Source organism: Bradyrhizobium sp. ISRA436 (assembly GCF_029910015.1).
Lineage (GTDB): Bacteria > Pseudomonadota > Alphaproteobacteria > Rhizobiales > Xanthobacteraceae > Bradyrhizobium.
In genome coordinates, this window is record NZ_CP094520.1 from 64,957 (window position 1) to 88,777 (window position 23,821).

Here is a 23,821-nt window from a genome sequence, read left to right on the forward strand (position 1 = left end):
AGTCCGTCATCACCCACTTTCCCGCATAGCTCCTAGTCCGCTCTGATCATTTTACGCAGCTGAAGCGGAAGACGTACCGCTCGCCGCCGGTGATAAATCGTCGCTCGACGAGCTCTTTGTCGGCGAGCTGAGCGTTCGGCCGAAAGCGCTGCCAGTGGGCCTGTACAGCATCCGCGGTGCCCTGGCAGGCCTTCTCAAAGGCGCACCAGGCGCTGTCCATTCGTCTCCCGACTGCTCGGACGATTCCACGCGCGGATGGTTTCTCCACATGGCAATCACCGATCGCCGCAGCGTCTCGATCGACCCGACTTCCACCTTCGTCAAAGCGCCCGTGCGGGTCGTTGCGACCGGCAGCATCACGCTCTCCGGGCTGCAGACGATCGACGGCGTTGCGCTCAACGCCGTCGATCGGGTGCTGGTTGTGGGGCAATCGGATCACCACCAATGGCTTCTACACATTGATCCCGAGGTTTAGCGATCGCGTCGGCCTATGAAACCATCTCGCCCGCACCAAATGGATGGCCGAAGATGGTTACGGACGTCCCGATGGAGAATTGCCGAGCCTGAATTGATCAATCAACCACAGGCATGGAACAATCGTACTTCTCGCCCGAATGAGTTCCCTTGGCTGATCGGAAGATTTCATACCCGAGAAATAACACGCGGTTTTCCCCGCAACCGCCTCGGAGCAGCTTTTCCCGCGTCAGCTGATTTGCCGTCAGACAATCTTCGCGCACTGGGCGACGCGCATAGCCACGCAAAGAGTCACGCAGCGTTCGACGGCCTAACCCCAAAACGAAGCAACAGCTGCTCCACTTCGGCGGCCGGCTTGGCGGCGCCGAACAGGAATCCCTGCACCTCGTTGCAGCCCTCGGCGCGGAGCCGGGCGAGCTGATCAGCGGTCTCCACTCCTTCCGCGATCGTCGTGATGTTGAGTCTGCGGGCGAGGCCCGCGATGGCGCCCACGATAGCCACGCAGTCGGAACGTTCAGCGAGATCCTTCACAAAAGACCGGTCGATCTTGATCTTGTCGAACGGGAAGCTGCGCAAATAGCTCAAGCTCGAGTAGCCAGTGCCGAAATCGTCTAGGGAGATGGCAACCCCGAGCTCGCGCAGTTGGTGCAGGATCGCGAGATTGGCCTCGGTCTCCGCCAGAAACACCGATTCGGTGATTTCGAGCTCGAGCCGCTTAGGCGACAGGCCCGAATTACCAAGGGCCGAGATTACCACCTGCACCAGGTTACGGCTGCGGAACTGCACGGGCGAGAGGTTGACCGCGACCTTGATCGCATCCGGCCATTTCACCGCCTCATTGCAGGCTTCGCGCAACACCCACTCACCGAGTGGTGTGATCAACCCGATGTCTTCGGTAACGGGAATGAACTCCGCCGGCGAGATGATACCTTTCTCCGGATGCCGCCAGCGCACGAGCGCCTCGAAGCCGGAGATCTGATCGGTCAAGATATCGACCAGGGGCTGGTAGTGCAATTCGAACTCACCATGGACAAAGGCGCGGCGTAGGTCCAGCTCCATCTCCCGGCGTTTCTGCGCCTGGAGATCCATCTCGCGCTCGAAGAACCGATGCTCGCCGCGGCCTTCCTGCTTCGCCCGGTAGAGAGCCATGTCTGCGTTACGCATCAATTCTTCGCTGGTCGCCCCGTCTGCTGGCGAGAGCGCGATGCCGATCGAGGCGCCGATCACCACCTCGTTGCCGTCGATTTCGTAGGGCGTGCTCAAAGTATGAATCAGCCCGACAGCAAACTCGCTCGCCTCGTTGGGCGAGGTGTCGGCGCCAAGGATCACCGCAAATTCGTCGCCGCCGAGCCGCGCGGCAAGGTTATTGCCGGCCACCCTCGAGCGTAGGCGTTCGGCTACCTGCCGCAGCACGCGATCGCCCGCGGGATGGCCAAAGGAGTCGTTCACGTTCTTGAACAGGTCGAGATCGATGCAGAGCACGGCGACACGCTTGCCCGCAACGTCGCCGGCGTCCAGTGCCTCTTTTAGACGCTCCTGGTAGAACGCGCGGTTGGCCAGATCGGTCAATCCATCATGGTGCGCCATATAGGCGATGCGGGCCTCGGCCTTGCGCCGTTCAGTGATGTCGACCACCGCAACGAGATAGGCGTCACCAACTTGAAATGAGAGGCGTCGGCCGAACGTGAGAACCTCTATCTCGCTTCCATCGGCTTTCACATGGCGCCAGTGCCGCTCGGACTGGTAGGTATCGCCGATATCCTGCAGCGCCTGACTATGACTGCCCCACTCGTCCTGTGGCCAGATGTCGTAGACTTTCATTTGCAGGAAGGTCTCGCGAGTGTAGCCGTAGTGCTGCACCGCCGCATCGTTGACATGCAGAAACGCCATCGTCGCCGGATCGAACACCCACATCGGCATCGGATTGCTATCAAACAACAGCCGGAATGAGGCCTCTCGTCGCTTCAAGGGTGTGACGTCGGAAATTACCAGCGAAAGGATGTTGCCGAAGGAAGTCATGCCAAACCGCAGGGTGCGATCATCGCTGTCGATCTCGAACTGGTCCGGCTGGTTGTTCGCGATCGCGGCGCACAGTCGCGTCACTACTGATTCCGAACAGAGCAGATGGTCTCCATTGCTGAGCCGCTGCCACTGCAGGCTTTGTTCTGCCACCTTCAGCAATCTCGCCGCGGCCTGGTTATGATGCACGATCTGAAAATCGGACGGCCGTCCCCTCGCGTCGCGAATGGGCGACAGTGAGATCACTCCGTCATCGGTCGCGGAAAAGATTGCATCGAGGAGATTGTATTGCGCGCCGCGCTCGTTGACAAAAGCGCCAATCAGCGTGCCGCCCCAGCGCGACAATGTCGGCAGCGCCAGCACGTCATAGGTTCGCACCATGCCCTCGCGCACGCAATGGACGGTCGCGAGCGCGGGACGTTTGCTGGCAGTCGCGTTGGACGCTGCTTCGTTCAGGACGGTGGCGCAATCCGGCGGCAGCGCCTGCATCGGAATGTCCCAACGCTCATCGCCCAGCCACTTCTGCGCATAGCGGCCGGTGCGCGCGATGGTGACCCCATCGTTCTCGCACTTGAGCAGCACGATGTGATCGGCGAGCCGCCCGAGGCTGCCCAGCAACACGTCTTCATAGAGGGGAAGGTTTCCGCCGGGCTTGAGCGCGGCTTGCCACCTGCGTCGCAGGACGGGCACGTCCTCGAACATTTCTGGATTTATATTCTCGGCTTGCTGCTTGGCAGCACCCATGACATGCCCCCGAAACCCACGCTTTCTGTGAGACCCAAGCTTTCGGCCCGGCGCTATGACGCAGATCGGCTTAATTCGATGTAAAGAATAGACGTGCGCTGCAGCGAATCGGGAATTCCGGCAAATTTAAGTAAGCTGATGGTTAGCGCAGGACTCAACGTACGAAACGTACATTCTCAGCCGGCGAACCGTTACGTCGTGATTAGGAACATGCCTGCAGGCCGCGCTTATTCGTCCGTCCCGCACAAAATTTGCACGTCGATAACAAGCGCAATCTGTCATATAACGATGCGAGTGGCGGATCTGCCTGCATCGCCGTCCGTCACCGAACGGCGCTCTCAATCCGAAGTGTGCGCAACTCCGAGCGATGGCTGTCGTCACTCTCAAACTGAGACCAAGTGCAGGGAGTAGGCATAGAACTTGTCGCTGGCCGATTTGCATCAGTTACGTGTCAACCTTCGCGTGAGCGGTAGGACGAGCACTTTCAACCAGGAACGCGTCCTGAGCGTCCATCACTGGACTGACAATCTCTTCAGCTTCACCACCACGCGGGATCCGACGTTCCGCTTCCGCAGCGGCGAATTTACCATGATCGGGCTCGAGGTCGACGGGAAGCCGCTGCTGCGTGCCTACAACCTCGCCAGCGCCCATTACGAGGATCGACTTGAATTTCTCTCGATCAAGGTACCTGACGGTCCCTTAAGCTCGCGCCTGCACTGCCTGAAGGAGGCCGATAAGGTCATCGTCAGCCGCAAGGCGACCGGGACGCTGGTCACCGACAATCTCGAAGATGGGCGCAACCTCTATCTGATCGGCACCGGCGCAGGGCTTGCGCCGTTCCTGAGCGTGATCAAGGATCCAGAAACTTATCTGCGATTCGAGAATGTCGTGCTGCTACACGGCTGCCGCCGCGTCGCCGAGCTCGCCTATAGCGAGATGATCACGGAACAACTGCCGCGCGACGAGCTGCTCGGCGATTTCGTGCGCTACCAGCTGATCTATCATCCGACCGTGACGCGCGATCCCTTCGTCAACCGCGGCCGGATCACCGACCTGATTGCATCAGGTAAGCTGTTTACGGACATCGAGTTGCCGGAAGTCGAGCCGCAGCATGACCGCGTCATGATTAGCGGCAGCCCTGCCCTGGTGCGCGATGCCCGGGAACTGCTGGCGGCGAAGGGCTTTGTCGAAGGCAATCACGGCGCGCCAGCGCACTTTGTGGTCGAAAATGCGTTGGCGGAGCGGTGAGAACCGCGACGACGCCGCCCCCTCCCCTGGAGGCACCGTAATCTGCGATCGCTGCCGCCATAGAGGGCGGTGGTCATACTGGAGGCTGGATTGAACGTATTAATCGTCGAAGATCAACCAACACTGCGTAGTCTGATCGGCGGTCACTTTTCCGAGCGTGGCTTTGCCGTTGATGAAGTAAGCAGGGCCGACGACGCAGTGGCTACAACAGCCGTGAACTCCTACGATGCGATTGTACTCGATCTAGGGCTTCCTGATGCAGATGGCCTGAAATTGCTTCGCCCGGCTCGGCAGGGCAGCGTCGAAGGACACCCGTCATCGTCGTCAGTGCGCGCGACGGTGTGGAAGATCGGGTTCGGACGTTAGACGCCGGGGCCGATGATTATCTCGTGAAGCCGTTCGATCTCATCGAGTTGGAAGCACGACTGCGAGCACTACTGCTGAGGCCTCGACACTGATCGCAAGAGGGCAGAAAGATGCCACTGACGAGCGGAAAGCCAATCGGTTATGACCCGAGATCGATGGTGTACAGATTCACCATGTTCGATGGCAACAGGTGTGTTGATTGCGATATCAGCAATGCCGCGTTGTCCGCTTTGGGAGAGATGTGGGCAGATCCTAGGCTCACTCACGAGGCAGTATTTCGGAGCCATCGCAAACTGATCGAGGGAGTCGCGTCAGACCAATACAGGGGCGATTTGGGACCGGTTAGGATTTTCGCCAAGCATCTTCCTTCGATGAGGGTGCGGGACGGCAGATCAACCAAGCGACCACCTAGCCGTCGTCTTTCGGGTTCCTGATATTTCCGAGCAAATACCGATTACCGATTTAAATTGACTCTTTCGTTAGGCGGCGGCCGTGCGCCTTCGTCGAGCGCGCCGCCGGGCGGGCGGCCGACGCCTTCGGCGTGTCTACAGTAGGCCATCGCCAGGGCTTTCGATCCCCGAGCTGATGATCCTGGCCCGGATGCTCACTCTGATAGAGAGGTAGAGCGGTTCCGACCCCGCGGCCGGGCGGAGATGTCAATCCGTGTCGATGAGTGCGCCGATCGGCGAGCCTTGCGGACCGTTTAGCCGATCCCGGTATCCGGGTCAGTGACCAGACCCGCGGCCCTCACCGCGCGTCGCCCCCGTCTCTTCGACCAACGCATCAAGCATGTGGGATACATCCGCTTCCGTGACGTTAAGCGTCAGGGAAATTCGCAACCGCGCCGTTCCCCTGGGCACGGTGGGTGGCCGGATTCCGCGGATGTCAAAGCCACGCGCTTGCAGTGCGGAAGCGAGCCGCATCGCACGCGCATTGTCGCCGACAATGTAAGGAATGATCTGTGAGTTCGAAGGGCTCGGACGGCCGCATGCAACAAGTTCCCGATGCGTGAAGGCTACCAAATTTTCCAGATGGCGCTGTCGCTCAGGCTCCTCCTGCAGGATTATGAGAGCCTCCCGCACGGCGACGGCTGTCAAGGGTGACGGCGCGGTCGCGAAGATGAAGGGCCGACAGCGATTGACCATGAAATCGCGCAGCACACCGGAAGCAGTGACGAGTGCGCCGGCCGCGCCCAGCGCTTTACCGCAGGTGTGAACAACCAAGAGGTTCTCGTGCCCATCGTAGGGCGCGGTGAGTCCCCGTCCCTGTTTGCCGTAAACGCCTGTGGCATGGGCCTCATCCACGACCAGGAACGCTTCGTACCGGTCCGCCATAGCGACCAACTCTCCGAGTGGTGCGAAATCGCCATCCATGCTGTAGAGACTTTCGACCACGATCCAGATGCGCCCCGTTCCGCCTTTCGCGCGCCAATCGCGAATTGTGCTTTCGACCGACTCGGGGTCGTTGTGGGCGCTTATGCGAAAATCGGCCCGGCCCGCTCGCGCGCCTTCGTGAATGCTCGCGTGCACGAGCGAATCGAGAACAAGCAGATCGCCCCGCTGCGGCAGCGTCGTCAAGACGGCAAAATTTGCAACATAACCGCCGCCGAAGAAGAGCGCCGTCTCCGCCCCGAAGAACCTTGCAGCCTCTGCTTCGAGACTTTCGTGCTCCTCACAATTGCCGCGCAGAAGCCGCGACCCGCCGGCTCCGATCGGTGTGCCCGCCTCGAGCGCGGCCACGACAGCCCTTTTCATGCGCGGGGCGCTCGCCAGTCCCAGATAATCGTTTGATGAAAAATCGATGCCAGCGCGCGGTTTGAGGCTGCGCAGCCGGTCGTCATCTTCTAAGGCGCGCAGGGCGGCAACATAATCGGTCATTTTGGCCGCGTGGGTCGAGTTCATCGTTCACTCCTTGGTCGCCATCTACCGGGCGCAATTCCATTGGCCGCCAAATAAAAACAAACAGGGTCCAACATCAGCGTTTTCGGTCTCAGCCTGGCAAGATGCGATTTTCTCGATCAACCAGCACAACGTGTGGCCTGAACGTTCTTGCTTCCGTCTCGTCAAACGCGGCATATGCAACGATGATCACTTTGTCTCCGATCATAGCCAGTCGCGCAGCCGCACCATTCAGACCTATCGTGCCCGACCCTTCCGGTGCCTCAATCACATAGGTCGCAAACCGCGCCCCGGTGTCGATGTTGTAGATTTCGACGCGTTCGTTGATCAAAAATCCCGCCGCATCCAGCAGCGTACGGTCAATCGATATTGAGCCTTCATAGTGCAGATCGGCCTCCGTCACCGAGGCGCGATGGATTTTGCCTTTCATCAAGGTAATTTGCATTCTGTACCTACCGCTGGAGTTGGCAATCCTGCGCGTTGAGCAATTTCACCTAGGCCCGACTGGATTAGATGCCAAGCCGGTTCAATAAATTTGCATCGCGATCGGTTTTCGGGTTCTTGGTCGTCAACAGTACGTCGCCGATGAAGATTGAATTCCCGCCCGCCAAAACGCACAGCGCCTGCTTTCCGGATGACGTGGACGATTCGCGAGCAGTATTAGCATGCCAAGGCGATCCTCGACGCCCTCCCCCATGCCGATAATCCCGCCGCAGCACACCTTGATCCTGGCACCGCGCACATGCGCAAGTGTGTCGATACGATCCTGCAAGGTGCGGGTTGTAATGATCTTGCCGTAACACTCCGGCGAGGAGTCGACATTGTGATTGTAGAAGTCGAGCCCGGCGTCAGCGAGCCTTGTTGCCTGCTTCGGTGTCAGCATGCCGAGCGTGACGCAGGTTTCCATGCCAAGATTCTTGACCGCGCTCACCATGTCGCAAACAGAAGCGAGATCACGATCTTTTGGACTGAGCCAAGCTGCGGCCATGCAGAAGCGGGTTGCGCCGGCGGCCTTGGCGCGCTCCGCGGCAGCAACCACATCGGCGCAATTCATCAGGGGGGTGGCTTTGAGACCGGTCTCGTAATGTGCGCTTTGCGAGCAGTCGCCGCAATCTTCCGGACAGCCACCGGTCTTGACACTGAGCAGGCTCGCCGTTTCGACGTGGTTTGGATCGAAGTTCTCGCGATGACTGCTATGCGCTTGAAACATCAGGTCCGCAAATGGCAGACCATAGAGCGCTTCGGCCTCCGCATGTTCCCAATCCCTGCGGACCGGCGCACCGTTACCATCGTTCCGGTTCGTTCCCACAGGCGCAATCATTTGGTTTGCTTCATTCTCGAACGTGATCGTAGATAATGATGACCGTTGTCCATGATATTATCTACCCCTTTGGACTCCTAACTCATCCGACACGCGGATGCATTCGTTATTGTGGTAGATAATCTATCATGGCTACAGCACCACGACTGTGAGACGCGTTGCAAGGTCAGTCGGTGAACACATCATCTGTGGCAAGCTGACCAGACGGCCCGCCGGCGGCATCATGTCGCGCGGAAATTCAGTCGAGGTACGTCCCGGTACGCGAGGCGTTTGAGCAGCTGCGAACCCAGCACCTTGTCGCACCTCAGGCTCGTCGCGGTATGCGGGTTGCTCCGATCGACATCAAGCCAGTTAAAGAGAGCGTTCGAGATGCGCGCTGCGCTCGACGTGGTCGCGTTCCGCAATGTGGCGCCAGAAATCACTCCCGGCCATTTGGCGCACATCAAGCCGGTGGCTGCGGCCATTGCGGCGTGCTCTCTTCCAAGATAGGTATGCGATCTCTTGCGATTTCGCTCCTTTAGGGCCTCCATGATTCGTCACATTGTCCTGTTCGCCGCCAAGAATGAAGCTCAGATCGACCAGATCGTCGAAGGCCTGGCGGTCCTCGCTACAATCCCACATGCACGCCGGCTCGAGATTGCTCGCAATCGCAAGGCCGATCAGTTCGACAACGATATCGACGTCGTGGTCTATGCTGAGTTCGACAACGAGACGGAACTCGCAGCGTACAAAGCGCACGGTCTGTACCAGGAAGCGATCAGGCTGGTACGGCCACTCCGGGAGCTGCGGTTCGCGGCCGACTACGATGCATCCACAGATGTACGTTTCGCCTCGACGGGAGGGATGCGCTAACTTAGTCGGCGCACCGTGCCTCCGGTCGGGCGTTAACCTGACAATCGATGTCAGAGGTTTGCAGGATCCCGACGAGCGGCGCTCTTGTTGGATGGGATCATTATCGGAGCGCATCTGGGGCCGCACCACTCATTCGGTGACTAACCGCCCAATGGACGTCCGAGACTTGCAATAATGGATTGAGCGTGTCGCTGCGATGCGCTGCTTCGCGCAATCGACCGCAATCTTACGTTTCTCGGTAGGGCCGCAAGGCATAATATAAGTTGCTCGGGCACTACTTATATCTGGCTGCAAGCCGTTCCGCGCCTACGCAGTCGCGAACGGATAGGCAAGTTACTATGGAGAGGCCTAAATGGCGACCCATGGAGAGTGTTTCGCAGCCTTCTTACCAAGTATGCGCAAGAGCATCGACCAATCTGCCGCCGTGAAAGGGAGGCGCAGCCGGCTTACCTACCTACGATCTGAACCGGACATTGGAGCGATTGCTGGTGCCGGCCATTTCCGGTATGACGTGGTCGTCAGCTTCGACCGCCGAGACAATAGGATGCTGGATCGTCTCGACTCGATTCTTCGTCGCTAAGCTGCGCAACCGGGGTTCTTCTCACTCTCCGCATTGAACGTGGTCGGCCGAGCCGCGCTGCGGATTGCATCTACCCTGACGATAGGTCTACGGAATAGACCATGTTCGGCATATCGTCAGCGTGCCGCGCTGGCGCCAAGTCCAGTCAATGCACGACAGTCGTTATCCGGGCCGTGAAAGAAGACACGCGTGCCAGGAGGCCATGTCCGTTGTTTTCCGATCGGACTTGCTCCAATTTCCCAGCCGGCACCTCCCCATAGGACATCAACTACCCCAAGGGCGCTCATACGATCACGAACAAAAAATATGTTGGGAGCAGCGTTGGTCAGCAACGCACCGCTTTCACCATTGGCCTGCCGCCTTAAGAGGCGCCAGATATCAGCCAAGTTGGTCTCATCGGGAATACCCAGTTCTCCGATGATCCGATTGTCATTTGAGGGATTCTCCAAGATACAGGTTTGCAGACATCTATCAGTCGCGGTTTCGACCTTGACTGCGAACCGGCGAGCAAACGTCGCGCCAAGCCACGAGATCCTGACTTGGGCCGTTGGCGTGATGTCTTCCTTAAAATGTTCCTGCGCAACGAATGTTTCAGCCTCGACCGGTTCGGCGGCCTTCTGCTTCAGCGAGCACTCGATTCTGACATTTGGAACAATGGGACCGTTATCAGTCCTGCTCTCCTGCGCAGTCGCGCTGAACCCAAATATTACCAGAACAGGAAAGAGATACGGAATAAGCACCAAGCGGCTCGTTGTGGACGTCGCCATCAACATGCACGAAATCACTTCCATTCATTATTCTACGCTTGCTGACTCGCGACGCCTGCCAGCACTTAGTGTCGGTCCTAACCGTTCGGACGGATCGCGCCCGAGCTTCAGCTTCAACTCCGCCAAGTCAATAAAGTCGTCCGCCTGGCGCCGAAGTTCGTCGGCGATCATCGCCGGCTGGATCGCGATGGTGGAAACCACGGTGACGCGGACGCCGCGGCGTTGCACCGCTTCGACCAGGTGGCGGAAGTCGCCGTCGCCGGAGAACAGGATGATTTGGTCGACCCGCCCAGCAAGCTCCATGGCATCGACCGCGAGCTCGATGTCCATATTGCCCTTCACCTTGCGCCGGCCGCAGGCGTCCACGAATTCCTTGGTCGGCTTGGTGACCACCGCGTAGCCGTTATAGTCGAGCCAATCGAGGAGCGGCCGGACCGCCGAATATTCCTGATCCTCGATAATCGGCGTGTAATAGAACGCACGCAGCAGTGAGCCGCGGCACTGAAATTCCCCGAGCAAGCGCTTGTAATCGATCTCGAAGCCGAGCGCCCTGGCAGTTGCGTGGAGATTGGGGCCATCGATAAAGAGCGCGATCTTGTCGAAGGGTGACATGCGTCAATTCGCGCTCTTCATCTATCGTCTCCGATGCTTCAGGGAGACTGCTGTGGCAGTCTGCAGTGATTTGGTGCGCCAATACCTTAAGTCTCGTTGGCCGCGCTCCAACGAACACAGCACGAAGCGTACGAACACTCATTTCTTGACTCAGTGTGCCATCTCGACATCAAATTGGTTCGCTTCGTACAAAATATCCTGCGCACCCTTCGTCAGCATCTGGGCATTCCGATCTTCATCGGACTATACGGGCATTTGGCGGGCATCCCTCACCAATGCAGCGTTCAAACACGATCATCAAGACGCCCTCGCCCAGCGCCGCCGCTTGACTTTTCGGGCGTTACCCGATGAGGCCAGTATCGATTTGAGGGATCCTAAGTGGAAGATCCTCAGGCTCGTCGCCAGGAAGACGACCTATTGGAATTCGCCCGGCTGGGCATCCGCTGACCCGATCAGCCGTTCATTGGATGGGAAGAGACGCCTTCCGGACCGTCTATGGCTGGCTCGCACCGGATATCGATGAGGAGGCATGATCCATTACGACCAAATCTCGTCGGTATGGCCATGCAACACTTGAGATGCCGTTTTAGTGCTGACTGGACAGCTCGATGATCTTGAGGACGCTCTCTTGGGGCGGTGGCGATCCAAGGTGAGACATCTTGATTGTCGTGCCATACTCTCTCTGCCTTCGTCGCGACACGCTGCCCGTGCCCACTCGGCCCGCTCCGAATCGAATTGATCAGCGGCTTCTTCGCAGTCGTTCCCGTGCGACCGCTGCCAATGCTCAGGGCGTTTGCTTCGCACACCAGGCCCCAACGCCGAGAGGTTCACCCATAGGCTTCTCCTATGACCGACTCAAAAGTCCCTATTTGTCAGTCCGTGCACCGCTCGTTACTCGTTGCTTAACAGTACTATGGAGACCGGATGCACGACGAAAAGCGCTATAGCCTGCGCGATGAGTAGCAATGCAGAACCGGGCGTCCGATCCACTGCGACCGACATCGAACCCCGGCCTGAAGAGCGCGGTTTGGACCCTCGGCCGGATCAGAACGCGTAGTGGCCGGGCGCAGGACATACGATCGGATGGAGTTCAATAGGTAAGCAACGCAGGGAGATTGAATTCCGTCGAGTCACTTCGAAGCGGTCATCGAATCAAAAGAATGACAGAATCGTGATGCTCATCCGACGAGCAAGGTCGCCATCGCGCTGACGCTCGGAAGATGAAGACGAGGAGGAACTTAAGTTGGATGGCCAATTGCAGGGATTGATGGACGCTATCGATCTGGCACGCGACGAGCGCTCCATTCGCAACGCGATCAAGAAGTTTACTGTATCATCCGGCTTCGATCGCTATGCCTACATTCATATTCACGCTGATAATGCGGTTGCTTTCAGCGATTATCCTGCCGAGTGGCTCAACCTCTATTTTGCAAGGCACTACACGATCATCGACCCTGTCGTGACGACCGCCAAGCGCAGCATGCGGATGTTCGCCTGGTCGGCGGAGGAGCGGGACGTGCGCAGGAGCTCGCGCGAGATCAAGCAATTCTATTCAGAGGCAGCTGACTTCGGCATCCGCTCCGGCGTTTCCGTTCCGATCAGAACAAGCTATGGCCGCACCGCGATGATCACACTCGCATCAGATCGGCGGCGGGTCGAGGTCCCGCCATGGGATCCGATGCAGGCGGCATTGGCGCTCGCCCACATTCATGTTCGCCTCAGCTTGGCGTCTGGGTCGTCCTTCAAAACCGGGGATGTGACGTTGTCGACGCAGGAAGCGACCTCGCTCAGTTGGTCGTCACACGGCAAGTCGATGAACGTGATCGCGGACTTGCTCGGGATTAAGCCACGAACAGTCCAGTTCTATCTGGATAACGCGCGCGATAAACTCGGCGCCAGCAATCTCCAGCAAGCCGTCCGTATCGCCATGGAGAAGAAGTTGATCTAATCGACTGTGACACGTCTGCCGGACGATCCCTGCCTCCTCGTGACCTTCGGTTAAACAACGACGCCCAGCGCGGGGCTCACTTGCCAGTGACGATTATCCAGCGGGGACTTTGGGAACGTAGCCGAGGCGATCGATCAGGTTGTTAAGAACAAGCTGACGCGCCCGATGCTCGGTCTCCGCATTTTCATGGATTCGCTGGAGCTCCGCCCGGCGTTCGGGACAAGAATCTGTGTCAGCCTCCGCGGCGACCCGCTGCAATCGGGCCGCCTCGGCGAGCGCGACGCTCGCACGGTATTCGCGAATAGCGTCGATGGTCAGACGCTCAAGCTCAGATTGAGCAATTCCTCCGAAGATGTGCTCAAGATCGGAGTTGAGCCCGGCGCCGGGCGATTCATCATCATCGTTCGATGCCACAATTCTCACGCAGACTTGGTCCGCGGTGCGCCCCCGCCGACGATAATCCTTTGATCCCAAGCCGGGGGTTGGAAACTGTGTCTAGACAGCCCTGTGACCTTTAGCACCGAGGCACCTGGACATACGTCACAGGCCCCCGGCCATTAGGTCAGAGGATCCTGGTGCCGTCACGGCCGGCACCAACCGCTAGACAGAGGTTTCCACACCTCCGGGCAGCGCGTACTACCCTGCGATTCGTTATAGATTGATCAGGGGCCTGGCGCCAGCCGTCGAGAATGTGGCGAATTCATCCAAACCGGTGCAGTCTGAAGCCGGCCAAGAGCCCGCCGAGATGAAGGGCGAGCTGGAGACGACGTACGACACTGCTGATGCATATCGGGGGAAGAGAATGAGCGGCTGGAGAGCGACCTTGCGTCGTCAGGCCCTCGCGCGCATAGCGGAACATGCGACACCCCGTGAGAGCGGCGCCCCAACGCCCCGCAGAATTGGCTGCATCGCCGAGCGCCTGCATCTCAGCATTACGGGGCTGACGGGCGACAACGCTGCATTGCCGCCCTACACTTGGCCGTGGCTGTCCAGTCCCCCCGATCGTCGCGGCCCGGAGGCCGGCCTATTTGAGTTTGCCTACACCGATGCCGGTCAAATCGATCCGGATGCCCGCCTTGTTCGGATTGTCCGGCTCCTGCGGGGTCACATTTTCGGGACCGCTTGCAGGCCTCGCCGCGACATGGCCATTCTCGGGCTTGTCACCAGAGTCCGGTTCACGCTTGCTGGTCGGTAGGCTGCCGGGATCGGGTTCGTCGAACACATATTTCCCGTCGAAATACCCTGTCTTCCAGGCATCGATCGAATCGCCGAACGCCTCGTCGAGCGGTGCGCCGTACCATTTCGTAACGATGCGGTAGACCTTGCCGAACAGCGCGGTTCCCATCCTGATATTGGCGCAGGTGTCGACGAGATCGCGCTTGAGCTCGGCAACATCGGTGACGCCGAGCCCGGCCGGATATTGCGTCACCCCAACGCGGACCATGGCCTGGCCAACGTAACGGCGGACCAGCTCCATCGCGTCATCCGGCGTCTTGGGGGGCGTCACCAGGATGACGCGGTTTCCGGTCCGGACAGTGACGGCGAGCGGATCGGGCGAGCCGACCGCGCGGATGAATTTCTCGACGATCGCAGGCTTCAGGCCCGGATCGGCGCATTGATGAATGGTGGCGGCATCGATCATGCTGATCCCCTTTAGGTGTTGAACGAGAGCACGAGCGGCAGCCCGAACAGGCGCGCCCAGGCTTCGGTGCTGGCTCGCTGAATCGCGAGGATGGTGGTGCCGGCGGTCCACCAGTCGTTGCCGATCGCGACGATCACGTCGGGCGAATGGAGCATCGACTGCAGGACGGGCCAGACAAGCAGTTGCTCGTAACAAATCAGCGGCGCGATCCGCCGGCCGGCGGTCTCGACGAGGGGATTGCCGAAGAACGAGGCCTTCGCCCCTCCGCCCCGCTCCGTCCATGCGAGCCAAGGTTGCCACATCGAGATCGGCACCGGCATGCGCTCGCCATAGAGCCGGCGCGCGCGACCGGCGCTGATCTCCACCATGGCGTTGTCATAGCCTTCGCGATTGACGATCGCCGCGCCGGCGATCACCGTGATGTCGGTGCCCTGGAGGCCGTCCATCCAGAAGCCGCTCGTGGTCGGCGTCCACAGCCCGGCTGCGCTTTCGGGAAGCACGACAATGCGCGCGTCGGTGGCACCGGCCTCACGGACCCTCTCGAGGAGCACGCGCGATTGATCGAGATCCGGAGCCCGGCCGAGCGCGCTCCCAAGCTTGGTATCGAGGCCAACCCATCCGCCCGGTTGCGCTGGCGCGATCCAGTCCGCGGCCGACCAAGCCCAGAAGCCGGCCGCGGCGATCCCCGCGATGGGCCACTTGCGGGTCGTCATGGTGAGCAGAATGGCCGCGGTTGCGGCCAGTCCCCACCATCCCCATCCGGGAAACAGAACCCCAGCCGCCGTGATCGGCTGCGCCCATCCGACGATGCCGAAGGGCGGCACGCTCATCAGGATCGCCGCGAGCCCAAACCAAAGCGCTCTCTCGCATCCCGGTCGCCTTTGCCACAGCACGGCGTGGACAAGGACGAAGATGGCTGCCGCTCCGATCCACAAGGCGATACCGACGCCGAGATCAGTGCCGTAGAAATTGACGACGCCCTGCGGCAGCCCGCGCGATGCCGCAAGGAAATAGGCCGCGCTCACCGCCCCTGAGATCCATCGCGACGGCGCGAATGCCCACAGCGTCGGGAAGGCGCAGGCGAACGGCAGGGCGAGCACGTGGCCGCTCCAGGCAAGCGCGCCGACCATGACGGCGGCAACGACCACCGCCGCACCTCGCCATGAGCTATGGGCCGAAGGTAAGGATGGGCCGGGCGAGGCCGAGAACGCCCGATGACGGGATCGGGCCGAAGTAGCGGGAATCATAGGAGCCTGCAAAATCGGAGTGGAGATAGAGCTCGCCGGCGGGAATGACGCCACCGGCAAACGGCGCGAGAGGACGGCCAGCGGCATCGGTCTGCCGGACATCGGAAGCGGGGAGTGGACGGCCGTCGATCGAGACCTGATCAGCCACATCGACGCGTTGGCCACCGACGGCGGCGACGGTCTTGATGAGCGGGCTCAAGCCCCCGGCGCACAGTCCGCGTCGGATGTAGCCGCGCGCCAGTGCGCGTTTGAATTCGGCCGTATCGGGCGGACAAATGAAGACGAGATCGCCGGCGGCGGCGGCCCGATCCAGCGTCTCGATCCGCCAGAGACCGCGCGGATAGCTCGCCGTCATGTTGATGCGCAGTCCGGCACACCAGCCCGCGACGGCCACGGCGGCGAGGAGGCCAGCGCCCGCCGCCAGGATCAAGAAGGGGGAGCGCCGAATGCTCATTTCAGGGTCTGTCCCTGGCTCTGGGTCAGACGCTGCGCTTCGGCCTGCTTGAGCGCCTGTGCGGAGCGCTCCTGTGCGGCGAGTTGCTGTGCCGCGCGCATCGCGGGCCAGGCTTCTTTCAGCTGGTCGCGCCGCGCCGGATCCATGCCGGCGGCCGCCTTCTCGAAGGCTGGCCCGTTCGCCTCTCTCGCAGCGTTGGGCAGGAATGTACGATCGCCAAAGCGCTCGGCGATCGCCTTGTTGAATCCGTCAATCTCCGCTTTCACCATCCTGTCCGCGAGCGCGAATTCGAGCGCGCTCGGCAGATCGTTGCGGTCGATGGCATCGCGCACGCGCTCGAGCACCCGACGCGCGTCGCGCGACAAAGCGGGGATGTCGATGGCGACACGCTGCCGGATCGCGCGTTCCTCGGCTTCATGCTTGTGCTCGGCCTCGGCCCGAAGACGTAAGTAACGCTCGATGTCGCGCTTGAGCGCCGGCACATTGGCCTCGGCGCGCTGGCGCTCCTGTTTGTCGGCCTTGCCCGCCAGCAGGCCGGTCTTGCCGCGCAGCGCCCCGAAGGATTCCGGGTTCGAGGCGAGACGGGCGAGTGTCGAAGTCGCTGCGGTGGAATCCTTCAGCACGGCGTCGAAGTTCGTCGCGCGGAACGCGCGCTCTGGAGCGGCAAAAACGAGGCGGAAGCGGGTGGAGACTTGCTCCCACTGCTTTTTGATGGCTGGGTCGGCGAGGATACTGTCCTCGACGGTGTCGATGAGGGATTTCGGGAACGTCGTCACGCCAGCGACCATGGGCTTCTCCTCCTTGTGTGCCGTGTTCATGATTGGCTTGCGGCTGTCGATTAGACCTAGTTTTTCGCCAAGCGCGCGCAGCCGACGACCGAATTCGGGAAGGCGCAGCTTCTGGCGAACCGTCCAGCGCAGGCGGTCGCGCATGAGCGTGCGCGCCACGTTGACAATGTGCAGTCCACGGTTCGCAGCAAAGCGCAGCGCATCGCGATAGAGGCTGCCGCGTTCGTAATCGAGCGTGGTCTCCTTCGCCCGGCGCTGCGACAGGATCGGGATCACGCCACCGGCCTTCTGGAACGAACGCCGGCCGTAATAGAGCGCCACATCCTCGCGATGGCGGGTCAGCGCGACATAGGTCAGGTGCTTGTCGAGGGAGAGCGTTGCCAGCACCTTGACCCGGTCGACGGTTGCTCCCTGCGCCTTATGTACGGTGGTCGCATAGCCATGATCGATATTGCGATAGAAGCGCTGATCGACCTCAACGCGGCGGCGCCCATCGCCCTCACCGATCTCGGCGACTAGGAACGCCGGCGCGGCTTCCACGACCTTGCCGATCATGCCGTTCTTGACGCCGAGCGAACCCTCGTTTTTCAGGAAAACGATCTGGTCGCCCGCCGCGAAACGGCGCTCGCCATCCTCGGTCCGGAAGACATATCCCTCTCCGACGAGACCGCGCTCGACGAGCTTGCCCCGCGCCATCTCATTCAGCGCGCGGACGTCGCGGCGCAGATGGGCCAGGATCAAAGTCGACTTGGACGGATCGTAGTCGCGGTTCCAGTCGGCGATGAGATTGTCGATCGCCTGAGCCTTCAACTCCGAGCCGAACAGTCGTCCATGATGGCGATAGGCGGACAGGGCCCGGGCGGTCCGGCCACGGGCAAGATCGAGCGAGGCGTCGCGCATCCATTGCTGGCGCTGGCGATAGATCGTTTCGAGTTCGGCATAGCCGATACGTTCGACGATCGCGCGAAACGCTGCGCCTGCTTCGATCGGCTGGAGCTGCTCGGGATCGCCGACCAGGACGAGTTTCGCTCCCGCCTTCGACGCCGTTTCGACAAATAGCGCCATCTGCCGCGAGGCGACCATGCCGGCCTCGTCCAGGACAAAAACCGTTCTGTCGTTGAGGCCATCACGACCGCTCTTCCATCGCAATTCCCAGGAGGCGAGCGTGCGGGATTGGATGCCCGCCTCCTTCTCCAATCCCTCCGCCGCCTTGCCCGCCAAGGCGCCGCCAACCACGCGGTAGCCAGCGGCTTCCCACACCTCGCGTGCAGCCCGCATCATCGTGGTCTTGCCGGCCCCGGCACGGCCGACAACCGCCGTGATCCGCGTCCCGGACGCGAAGTGCTCGATGGCGGAGCGCTGCTCGGCCGAGAGGTTGGCGTGCCGCGCGGACACGGCGGCGATGACCGGCGTCTTGATCGCGAAAGCGGTGCTGCCCGAAAGGTGGATAGCGCGGCGCGCCATGTCTGCTTCGAGCCGGATCAGCTCGCGTGTTGTGTACTTCGCCGGCGCTCGTGCCGCTGTGGCGAAATCGACCGACTCCCCTTCCAGCCGCAGCGCATCGGGACTTTGCAGCACCCGCGCCATCAGGTGGTGGAAGGTTCCGGCATCGTCGACATAGCGATGCAGCAGCTTGCCGACATCCCGCTCGTCAAAGATGCTCTTTTCCCGAGAAATCATGTCGAGCACGATCTCCGGACGACGCTGGATTCGTCTTAGCGTCTCGGCCCGGTTCTCGTCGAAGACGCGCAGCCGTTCGAGGTCGGGATCGCGTCCCTCGCGCTCCGCCCGGCGCTGGATGGCCTTGGCTGCAACCCCGATATGGGTGGTCGGCACAACGTCGATGCCGCGCTCGACGTAGGACCGCCCGTCGACGCGAATCTCGTGACCATTCATGGCGAGATGCTGATTCTGCAGGTCGAGCCAACCGTTGCGCTGCTCGAGGAACTCCTGCTTGTCGCCGGCCCAAAGCCGGTAGGCGATCTTGCCGGATTTCATGCGCGTCGGCTGTCCGTCTTCGCCGATGACCGCGACCCGCTTTGGCCCGAATCCATTCTCGGTGAGAGGCCGCAGCGTCGTCATCAGGTGGACATGCGGATTGCCCGGCTCGTCGTGATAGACCCAGTCCGCGACCTGGCCGCGCGATAGCACCTGCTCGACCACGAACTGGCGCATCAGCGCAATGTTCTGTTCGGTCGTCTGCTCGACGGGCAGCGCGATGATGAACTCTTTGGCGAACTGGGCATCCGCCCGCTTTTCGAAGGCCTCGACCCTGTTCCAGAAGGCCTCCGAGGCGCCCGCAACGGAGCGATCGGCGATCATGCTCCGGAGCCAGGCGGGCGCGTCGGCCGGCACCTGGAATTCCTCGTGGATCATCCCGCGCTTGCCCGAATAGTCGACGGTGCGGCCCTCGGCCTCAAACTCCATTTTCGCGCAATGCCGGTAGGCGGCAGCCAGCACGGCGCTGCGGCCATCGCCGCGTCCGATGAGCTGGGGCGTGAAATGGGTGATGGCCACGGCAGGAAGCGATCCCTAAGACGAACGAACATGCTGTTCGTCGGGATCGGTCCGCCCATTCGGGCTGGGAAGCAGGACGTCGCGTCAGCGACGTATTACTGCGCCCTTGGAAGCCGCTCCTTCGGAACGGCGGGATGATCTTCCAAAGCGTCGGCTTCGCCGACCCCGTTAATTACCCGGGTCGCGCTTCGCGCTCACCCCGGCTTACGTGTCGAGCGCTTCGTCAAAACTGACAGGAAAGGTCTTCCGGAATGAAAAAGCCCTCGCGGCAGATCAGGGATGAAATCGCACGCCTCCAGGACCAGCTGAAGCAGGCTGAAACACGGGAAGCCGAGCGCATCGGCCGCATCGCGCTCAAGGCCGGGATGGGAGAAATCGAGATCGACGAGGAGGCGCTGCTGGCGGCCTTCGAGGATATCGCCGGCCGGTTTCGCAAAGGCGGGAGCAGACCCGCCAAGGCGGCCACGGCCATCCCGCCTGTCGCGCCTGCGGGCCTGGCTGAACAGGGCTGAACGCATGCGCCGCTCCGATGCAACTCACGCCCGCAAGAAAGACACGCGGGAGAAGATCGAGCTCGGTGGCCTGATCGCGAAGGCCGGGCTTCGCTACGAGAAGCGCGCGCTGCTGCTCGGTTTGCTGCTCGATGCCGCCGACCGTCTGCGAGGCAATGAGGCGGAACGTGAGCGCCTAACGGCGATCGGCGCGAAAGCGTTCGGTCATGAAAGCAAATAAGGTCGCGCTGGCGATCGCGCCCGGGGTGCTGATGGCGGGCTTGTGCCTTGCCCTCACCGGCATCGAGGCGTGGCTTTCGAAGTTCGGGACAACCCCAAAGGCGCACCTGGTGCTCGGCCGAATCGGCATCGCCCTGCCCTACGTGATGGCCGCGGCGACCGGCGTGATCTTCCTGTTCGCGGCGGCGGGCGCGACCGCGATCCGCTACGCCGGCTGGAGCGTCGTGTTCGGCGGTTTGCTTATGGTCGCGATCGCCGCCTCGCGCGAGATCGCCCGCCTCCATTCCTTCGCCAACGCTGTGCCGGCGGGGAAGGAGCTTCTTGCCTATACCGATCCTTCGACCGTCATCGGAGCGACGATCGCTGCGCTCACAGCCGTGTTCGGGTTCCGCGTGGCAATGAGGGGCAATGCCGCCTTCGCAGCCGCCGAACCGCGCCGCATCCGGGGGCAACGCGCCATCCATGGCGAGTCCAACTGGATGGCGATAACCGAGGCTGCGCGGCTGTTCCCGGAGCCCGGTGGCATCGTGGTCGGGGAGCGCTATCGCGTCGATCGGGATGCGGTCGCTGATCAGTCCTTTCGCGCCGACGACCCCGAGACATGGGGCGCTGGCGGCAAGTCTCCTTTGCTTTGTTTCGACGCGTCGTTCGGCTCGTCGCACGGCATCGTGTTCGCCGGTTCCGGCGGCTTCAAGACGACATCGGTCACGGTGCCGACGGCGCTGAAATGGGGCGGCGGGCTCGTCGTTCTCGACCCGTCCAATGAGGTCGCACCAATGGTCACGACGCATCGGCACGGGGCCGGCCGACAGGTCTTCGTCCTCGACCCACGTTCGTCAGAGATTGGCTTCAACATACTCGACTGGATCGGCGAGCATGGGGCGACAAAGGAAGAAGACATTGCCGCCGTCGCGTCATGGATCATGACCGACAATCCGCGCCAGGGCTCGGCGCGGGACGACTTCTTTCGTGCCTCAGCGCTGCAGCTGCTGACGGCGCTGATCGCCGATGTCTGCCTGTCCGGTCATACGGAAAAGAAGGACCAGCACCTGCGCCAGGTCCGTGCCAACCTCTCCGAGCCGGAGCCAAAGCTCCGCCAGCGGCTTCAGACGATCTACGACAACTCGGAATCCGGGTTCGTAAAAGAGAATGTCGCGCCCTTCATCGCCATGACGCCAGAGACCTTCAGCGGCGTCTACGCCAATGCGGTGAAGGAAACCCACTGGCTCTCCTACGCCAACTATGCCGCACTGGTGTCCGGGTCGAGCTTCACGACGGCCGAGCTCGCGGAGGGCCGGACGGATGTCTTCATCAATCTCGACCTGAAGACGCTGGAGAACCATGCCGGTCTCGCCCGCGTTATCATCGGCTCGCTGCTGAACGCCATCTACAATCGCAATGGCGAAGCGAACGGCCGCACCCTGTTCCTGCTCGATGAGGTCGCCCGCCTCGGGTACTTACGCATTCTCGAAACCGCGCGCGACGCGGGACGCAAGTACGGTATCACCCTGCTGATGCTCTACCAGTCGATCGGCCAGATGCGCGAGGCCTATGGCGGGCGCGATGCGACCAGCAAGTGGTTCGAAAGCGCGTCCTGGATCTCCTTCTCGGCGATCAACGATCCCGAGACGGCGGACTACATCTCGAAGCGCTGCGGGGATACGACGGTCGAGGTGGATCAGCTGAGCCGGTCCTCGCAAATGTCGGGTTCGTCCAGGACGCGGTCCAAGCAACTCGCCCGCCGACCGCTGATGCTACCGCACGAGGTGCTGCGCATGCGGACCGACGAGCAGATCATCTTCACCGCCGGCAATCCGCCGCTGCGATGCGGACGCGCCATCTGGTTTCGGCGCGCCGACATGCGGACATGCGTCGGCGAGAACAGGTTCCACCGGAGAGAAGCTGGTGGGCGTAGCCGACGATCATGAAATGCGGCGACGCCCCGCGAGAGGATCGTCACGCGAATGCGCGGAGACCGCTTGCGGGCTCCGGGAGCGCCGCTCCGGCGCGAGTAGAGCTGTCCCCGAAGGGGCTCGCCCAAACCCCTCATTGACGGAAGGCGGAGATATTGTACGCGTTAGGTTAGGGTACCGTAAGGACGCCCATGACCGTGTTTGACAAGAGCATCACGAGGCAAATCCCGACATGGTGAGACGCAGGATAGGATCTTGAAGAAGGGGTCAAATGGAACGTTGAGGGACTATCGCCGGCGGCCGACAGGAGCCCAGCTTGCATTGGTCATTGCGATCGTGGTGCTGGCCGCATATTTCGCGGTCGATCGCTACAGAATTATCGATCAGTTGCGGTCACCAACAACCAGGGCACAGGAGGACACGGTAGCGGCGACATTTCCTTTCTGCGGTGAGGGCGGTCGCATCACCTGTGTCGTCGACGGAGATACCTTCTGGCTGGAAGGTGCGAAGATCAGAATCGCTGACATCGATGCGCCGGAACTTAGTCCACCGCGGTGTGAGGCTGAGCGACAAAAGGGCGAGGCTGCCAAGTACCGGTTGCGGGAATTGCTCAGTGCCGGACCCTTTTCGCTTGTCAGCGGAGCGCGGGATGTGGACCGATATGGTCGCAAACTACGGACCGTGACACGTCAAGGCCGGTCCATCGGTGAGACTCTCGTGCAGGAAGGTCTCGCGCGGCGATGGGACGGATCACGGCATCCATGGTGCAACTGAGGTATCGAGAAAATGAATCGTCTAGCCCCGATCGATTCATAAAAGTCATTGGACCTCGCTTGCCCAGGAAGCGAGACTCCTGGCCATGCCAAACCTCAAGCCAGGGCCACTTCATCTTCGCCGCATCGATGCCACCCGCAACATGCGGCGGTTTTACATGCTTTCCATCGAGCCGACCTTGTTCGGCGGGGTTTCGCTGATCCGCAACTGGGGCCGGATTGGCACGAGCGGGCAGGTGATGATGCGAACCTTCGAGGACAGTGCGGAAGCTGGCGAGGCGTTCAGACGGCTGGAACGCGCCAAACGCAGGCGCGGATACGCCTCTGTGGAGGAGAAGGCCTGATAGTTCGTTGGTTTTCCGGGGATTGTGGCTCTGCCCGTGATATCGGCCCTACCCGTCCGGCGCTCTTCATGTCAGACGGAGGGAAATCGAAGCAACACGGAGCCATATTCCATGACCACCGCCAATGAGATTGCCGAGAAGATCGCCGCCGAGAACAGCCTGACAAAGACACAGGCGAAGGCCATCGTCGACGGCGTGTTCAAGGCGATCACCGATGCAGCCGCGAGCGGGGCCGAGACAAGTATCGCCGGCTTCGGCAAGTTCAAGGTCAGTGCGACGTGAAAGTCGTCTGAGTAATTGTTTGCACAGGAGTTAGCTCCTGGGACAAACCTGATGTTCCGTCATCAGTAGCCTACTGGCACATGCTGGACTGGCAAACGGTCTGGTGTGAAGCTGCCGGGACAATGTAGCCGGGCCTTCGGGCCATGCCGATGCCGTGAGGCGGAGGTATCTTCTGCAAGCATCAATGCGGTTGGGGCGCTAGGCTGGGTGGTATCGATCAATTGAAATGAACTGCTGATAAACGTCGTGAAATTTGACAAGCCAAAGATGCTGACAGGCTTGAACCAAAAGGTGTGCGGCC

23 protein-coding genes and 2 pseudogenes are annotated in these 23,821 nt (G+C 61.1%); 12 read left to right on the forward strand and 13 right to left on the reverse strand.

Annotation, left to right across the window (positions count from 1 at the left end; genetic code table 11):
- Positions 1-46: 46 nt before the first annotated feature.
- The gene (locus MTX23_RS35210; RefSeq protein WP_280978594.1) at positions 47-220 is read right to left on the reverse strand and encodes a hypothetical protein; all 174 of its coding nucleotides are present in this window, start codon (positions 218-220) and stop codon (positions 47-49) included.
- 48 nt (positions 221-268) lie between these two features.
- Between MTX23_RS35210 and MTX23_RS35215 the strand changes: the two genes are divergently transcribed.
- Positions 269-475 (forward strand): hypothetical protein, encoded by a 207-nt coding sequence (locus MTX23_RS35215; protein WP_280978593.1) that lies wholly within the window; start codon positions 269-271, stop codon positions 473-475.
- A gap of 290 nt (positions 476-765) precedes the next feature.
- Here MTX23_RS35215 and MTX23_RS35220 read toward each other — a convergent pair whose 3' ends face one another.
- Positions 766-3,237, reverse strand: coding sequence for an EAL domain-containing protein (locus tag MTX23_RS35220; protein ID WP_280978592.1), 2,472 nt, complete (start codon positions 3,235-3,237; stop codon positions 766-768).
- Positions 3,238-3,699: 462 nt separating this feature from the next.
- On the opposite strand from MTX23_RS35220, the gene MTX23_RS35225 reads away from it, so the two are divergent.
- The 3 genes from MTX23_RS35225 to MTX23_RS36515 all read left to right on the forward strand — a co-directional run bounded on the left by MTX23_RS35225 (position 3,700) and on the right by MTX23_RS36515 (position 4,943).
- The gene (locus MTX23_RS35225; protein WP_280978591.1) at positions 3,700-4,485 is read left to right on the forward strand and encodes a ferredoxin--NADP reductase; all 786 of its coding nucleotides are present in this window, start codon (positions 3,700-3,702) and stop codon (positions 4,483-4,485) included.
- Positions 4,486-4,575: 90 nt separating this feature from the next.
- The gene (locus MTX23_RS35230) at positions 4,576-4,851 is read left to right on the forward strand and encodes a response regulator (RefSeq protein ID WP_348637588.1); all 276 of its coding nucleotides are present in this window, start codon (positions 4,576-4,578) and stop codon (positions 4,849-4,851) included.
- The gene (locus MTX23_RS36515; RefSeq protein WP_348637587.1) at positions 4,827-4,943 is read left to right on the forward strand and encodes a hypothetical protein; all 117 of its coding nucleotides are present in this window, start codon (positions 4,827-4,829) and stop codon (positions 4,941-4,943) included. Before MTX23_RS35230 ends, MTX23_RS36515 begins: the two co-directional genes overlap by 25 nt.
- A 633-nt stretch (positions 4,944-5,576) precedes the next feature.
- Here MTX23_RS36515 and MTX23_RS35235 read toward each other — a convergent pair.
- The 4 genes and pseudogenes from MTX23_RS35235 to MTX23_RS35250 form a co-directional block, all read right to left on the reverse strand.
- Positions 5,577-6,752: an 8-amino-7-oxononanoate synthase gene (locus MTX23_RS35235; protein WP_280978590.1), complete on the reverse strand. Its 1,176-nt coding sequence runs from the start codon at positions 6,750-6,752 to the stop codon at positions 5,577-5,579.
- A gap of 88 nt (positions 6,753-6,840) precedes the next feature.
- The gene (gene panD / locus MTX23_RS35240) at positions 6,841-7,194 is read right to left on the reverse strand and encodes an aspartate 1-decarboxylase (RefSeq protein ID WP_280978589.1); all 354 of its coding nucleotides are present in this window, start codon (positions 7,192-7,194) and stop codon (positions 6,841-6,843) included.
- A 64-nt stretch (positions 7,195-7,258) separates the two neighbouring features.
- Positions 7,259-8,070: pseudogene (bioB, locus tag MTX23_RS35245) on the reverse strand (biotin synthase BioB).
- A 221-nt stretch (positions 8,071-8,291) separates the two neighbouring features.
- Positions 8,292-8,534, reverse strand: coding sequence for a hypothetical protein (locus MTX23_RS35250; RefSeq protein WP_280978588.1), 243 nt, complete (start codon positions 8,532-8,534; stop codon positions 8,292-8,294).
- A gap of 64 nt (positions 8,535-8,598) precedes the next feature.
- Here MTX23_RS35250 and MTX23_RS35255 point away from each other — a divergent pair, with 64 nt between their 5' ends.
- Entirely contained in the window at positions 8,599-8,922 is a 324-nt protein-coding gene (locus MTX23_RS35255; RefSeq protein ID WP_280978610.1) for a Dabb family protein, read from the forward strand.
- 696 nt (positions 8,923-9,618) lie between these two features.
- Here MTX23_RS35255 and MTX23_RS35260 read toward each other — a convergent pair.
- Both MTX23_RS35260 and MTX23_RS35265 read right to left on the reverse strand, forming a co-directional pair.
- A complete protein-coding gene (locus MTX23_RS35260; protein ID WP_280978587.1) occupies positions 9,619-10,293 on the reverse strand; it encodes a hypothetical protein in 675 nt (224 codons plus the stop codon).
- Positions 10,294-10,296: 3 nt separating this feature from the next.
- Complete coding sequence (locus MTX23_RS35265) at positions 10,297-10,881, reverse strand: NYN domain-containing protein (RefSeq protein WP_280978586.1); 585 nt, start codon at positions 10,879-10,881, stop codon at positions 10,297-10,299.
- Between the two features lie 1,243 nt (positions 10,882-12,124).
- Between MTX23_RS35265 and MTX23_RS35270 the strand changes: the two genes are divergently transcribed.
- Entirely contained in the window at positions 12,125-12,829 is a 705-nt protein-coding gene (locus tag MTX23_RS35270) for an autoinducer binding domain-containing protein (RefSeq protein ID WP_280978585.1), read from the forward strand.
- 93 nt (positions 12,830-12,922) lie between these two features.
- Here the strand turns inward: MTX23_RS35270 and MTX23_RS35275 are convergent, their stop codons facing one another.
- From MTX23_RS35275 to traA, 5 genes are all read right to left on the reverse strand, one after another.
- Positions 12,923-13,252: a transcriptional repressor TraM gene (locus tag MTX23_RS35275; protein ID WP_280978584.1), complete on the reverse strand. Its 330-nt coding sequence runs from the start codon at positions 13,250-13,252 to the stop codon at positions 12,923-12,925.
- A gap of 601 nt (positions 13,253-13,853) precedes the next feature.
- A complete protein-coding gene (locus MTX23_RS35280; RefSeq protein WP_280978583.1) occupies positions 13,854-14,471 on the reverse strand; it encodes a TraH family protein in 618 nt (205 codons plus the stop codon).
- 11 nt (positions 14,472-14,482) lie between these two features.
- A complete protein-coding gene (locus MTX23_RS35285) occupies positions 14,483-15,718 on the reverse strand; it encodes a conjugal transfer protein TraB (RefSeq protein WP_280990765.1) in 1,236 nt (411 codons plus the stop codon).
- On the reverse strand, positions 15,639-16,172 hold the full coding sequence (gene traF / locus MTX23_RS35290; RefSeq protein WP_280978581.1) for a conjugative transfer signal peptidase TraF: 534 nt from the start codon (positions 16,170-16,172) through the stop codon (positions 15,639-15,641). The genes MTX23_RS35285 and traF overlap by 80 nt, the downstream gene beginning before the upstream one ends.
- Positions 16,169-19,477 (reverse strand): Ti-type conjugative transfer relaxase TraA, encoded by a 3,309-nt coding sequence (gene traA, locus MTX23_RS35295; protein ID WP_280978580.1) that lies wholly within the window; start codon positions 19,475-19,477, stop codon positions 16,169-16,171. Before traA ends, traF begins: the two co-directional genes overlap by 4 nt.
- Before the next feature lie 251 nt (positions 19,478-19,728).
- Here traA and traC point away from each other — a divergent pair, with 251 nt between their 5' ends.
- From traC to MTX23_RS35325, 6 genes and pseudogenes are all read left to right on the forward strand, one after another.
- Positions 19,729-19,989, forward strand: a complete 261-nt coding sequence (traC, locus tag MTX23_RS35300; protein ID WP_280978579.1) for a conjugal transfer protein TraC — start codon at positions 19,729-19,731, stop codon at positions 19,987-19,989.
- A gap of 4 nt (positions 19,990-19,993) precedes the next feature.
- Positions 19,994-20,209, forward strand: coding sequence for a type IV conjugative transfer system coupling protein TraD (gene traD / locus MTX23_RS35305; protein ID WP_280978578.1), 216 nt, complete (start codon positions 19,994-19,996; stop codon positions 20,207-20,209).
- On the forward strand, positions 20,196-22,136 hold the full coding sequence (gene traG / locus MTX23_RS35310) for a Ti-type conjugative transfer system protein TraG (RefSeq protein ID WP_280978577.1): 1,941 nt from the start codon (positions 20,196-20,198) through the stop codon (positions 22,134-22,136). Before traD ends, traG begins: the two co-directional genes overlap by 14 nt.
- Positions 22,137-22,376: 240 nt before the next feature.
- Positions 22,377-22,895 (forward strand): thermonuclease family protein, encoded by a 519-nt coding sequence (locus tag MTX23_RS35315; RefSeq protein WP_280978576.1) that lies wholly within the window; start codon positions 22,377-22,379, stop codon positions 22,893-22,895.
- 85 nt (positions 22,896-22,980) lie between these two features.
- A complete protein-coding gene (locus MTX23_RS35320; protein ID WP_280978575.1) occupies positions 22,981-23,238 on the forward strand; it encodes a WGR domain-containing protein in 258 nt (85 codons plus the stop codon).
- A gap of 111 nt (positions 23,239-23,349) precedes the next feature.
- A pseudogene (locus MTX23_RS35325) lies at positions 23,350-23,508 on the forward strand (HU family DNA-binding protein); the annotation flags it as partial.
- Between the last annotated feature and the right edge of the window lie 313 nt (positions 23,509-23,821).

Coding starts and splice junctions, on each gene's coding strand:
- MTX23_RS35250 (WP_280978588.1), bottom strand. CDS start 8,534: ATGGCCGCAGCCACCGGCTTGATGTGCGCCAAATGGCCGGGAGTGATT.
- MTX23_RS35285 (WP_280990765.1), bottom strand. CDS start 15,718: ATGATTCCCGCTACTTCGGCCCGATCCCGTCATCGGGCGTTCTCGGCC.
- MTX23_RS35260 (WP_280978587.1), bottom strand. CDS start 10,293: ATGGAAGTGATTTCGTGCATGTTGATGGCGACGTCCACAACGAGCCGC.
- MTX23_RS35320 (WP_280978575.1), top strand. CDS start 22,981: ATGCCAAACCTCAAGCCAGGGCCACTTCATCTTCGCCGCATCGATGCC.
- MTX23_RS35215 (WP_280978593.1), top strand. CDS start 269: ATGGCAATCACCGATCGCCGCAGCGTCTCGATCGACCCGACTTCCACC.
- MTX23_RS35280 (WP_280978583.1), bottom strand. CDS start 14,471: ATGATCGATGCCGCCACCATTCATCAATGCGCCGATCCGGGCCTGAAG.
- panD (WP_280978589.1), bottom strand. CDS start 7,194: ATGCAAATTACCTTGATGAAAGGCAAAATCCATCGCGCCTCGGTGACG.
- MTX23_RS35255 (WP_280978610.1), top strand. CDS start 8,599: ATGATTCGTCACATTGTCCTGTTCGCCGCCAAGAATGAAGCTCAGATC.
- MTX23_RS35235 (WP_280978590.1), bottom strand. CDS start 6,752: ATGAACTCGACCCACGCGGCCAAAATGACCGATTATGTTGCCGCCCTG.
- MTX23_RS35210 (WP_280978594.1), bottom strand. CDS start 220: ATGGACAGCGCCTGGTGCGCCTTTGAGAAGGCCTGCCAGGGCACCGCG.
- MTX23_RS35220 (WP_280978592.1), bottom strand. CDS start 3,237: ATGGGTGCTGCCAAGCAGCAAGCCGAGAATATAAATCCAGAAATGTTC.
- MTX23_RS35265 (WP_280978586.1), bottom strand. CDS start 10,881: ATGTCACCCTTCGACAAGATCGCGCTCTTTATCGATGGCCCCAATCTC.
- traD (WP_280978578.1), top strand. CDS start 19,994: ATGCGCCGCTCCGATGCAACTCACGCCCGCAAGAAAGACACGCGGGAG.
- traC (WP_280978579.1), top strand. CDS start 19,729: ATGAAAAAGCCCTCGCGGCAGATCAGGGATGAAATCGCACGCCTCCAG.
- traG (WP_280978577.1), top strand. CDS start 20,196: ATGAAAGCAAATAAGGTCGCGCTGGCGATCGCGCCCGGGGTGCTGATG.
- traF (WP_280978581.1), bottom strand. CDS start 16,172: ATGAGCATTCGGCGCTCCCCCTTCTTGATCCTGGCGGCGGGCGCTGGC.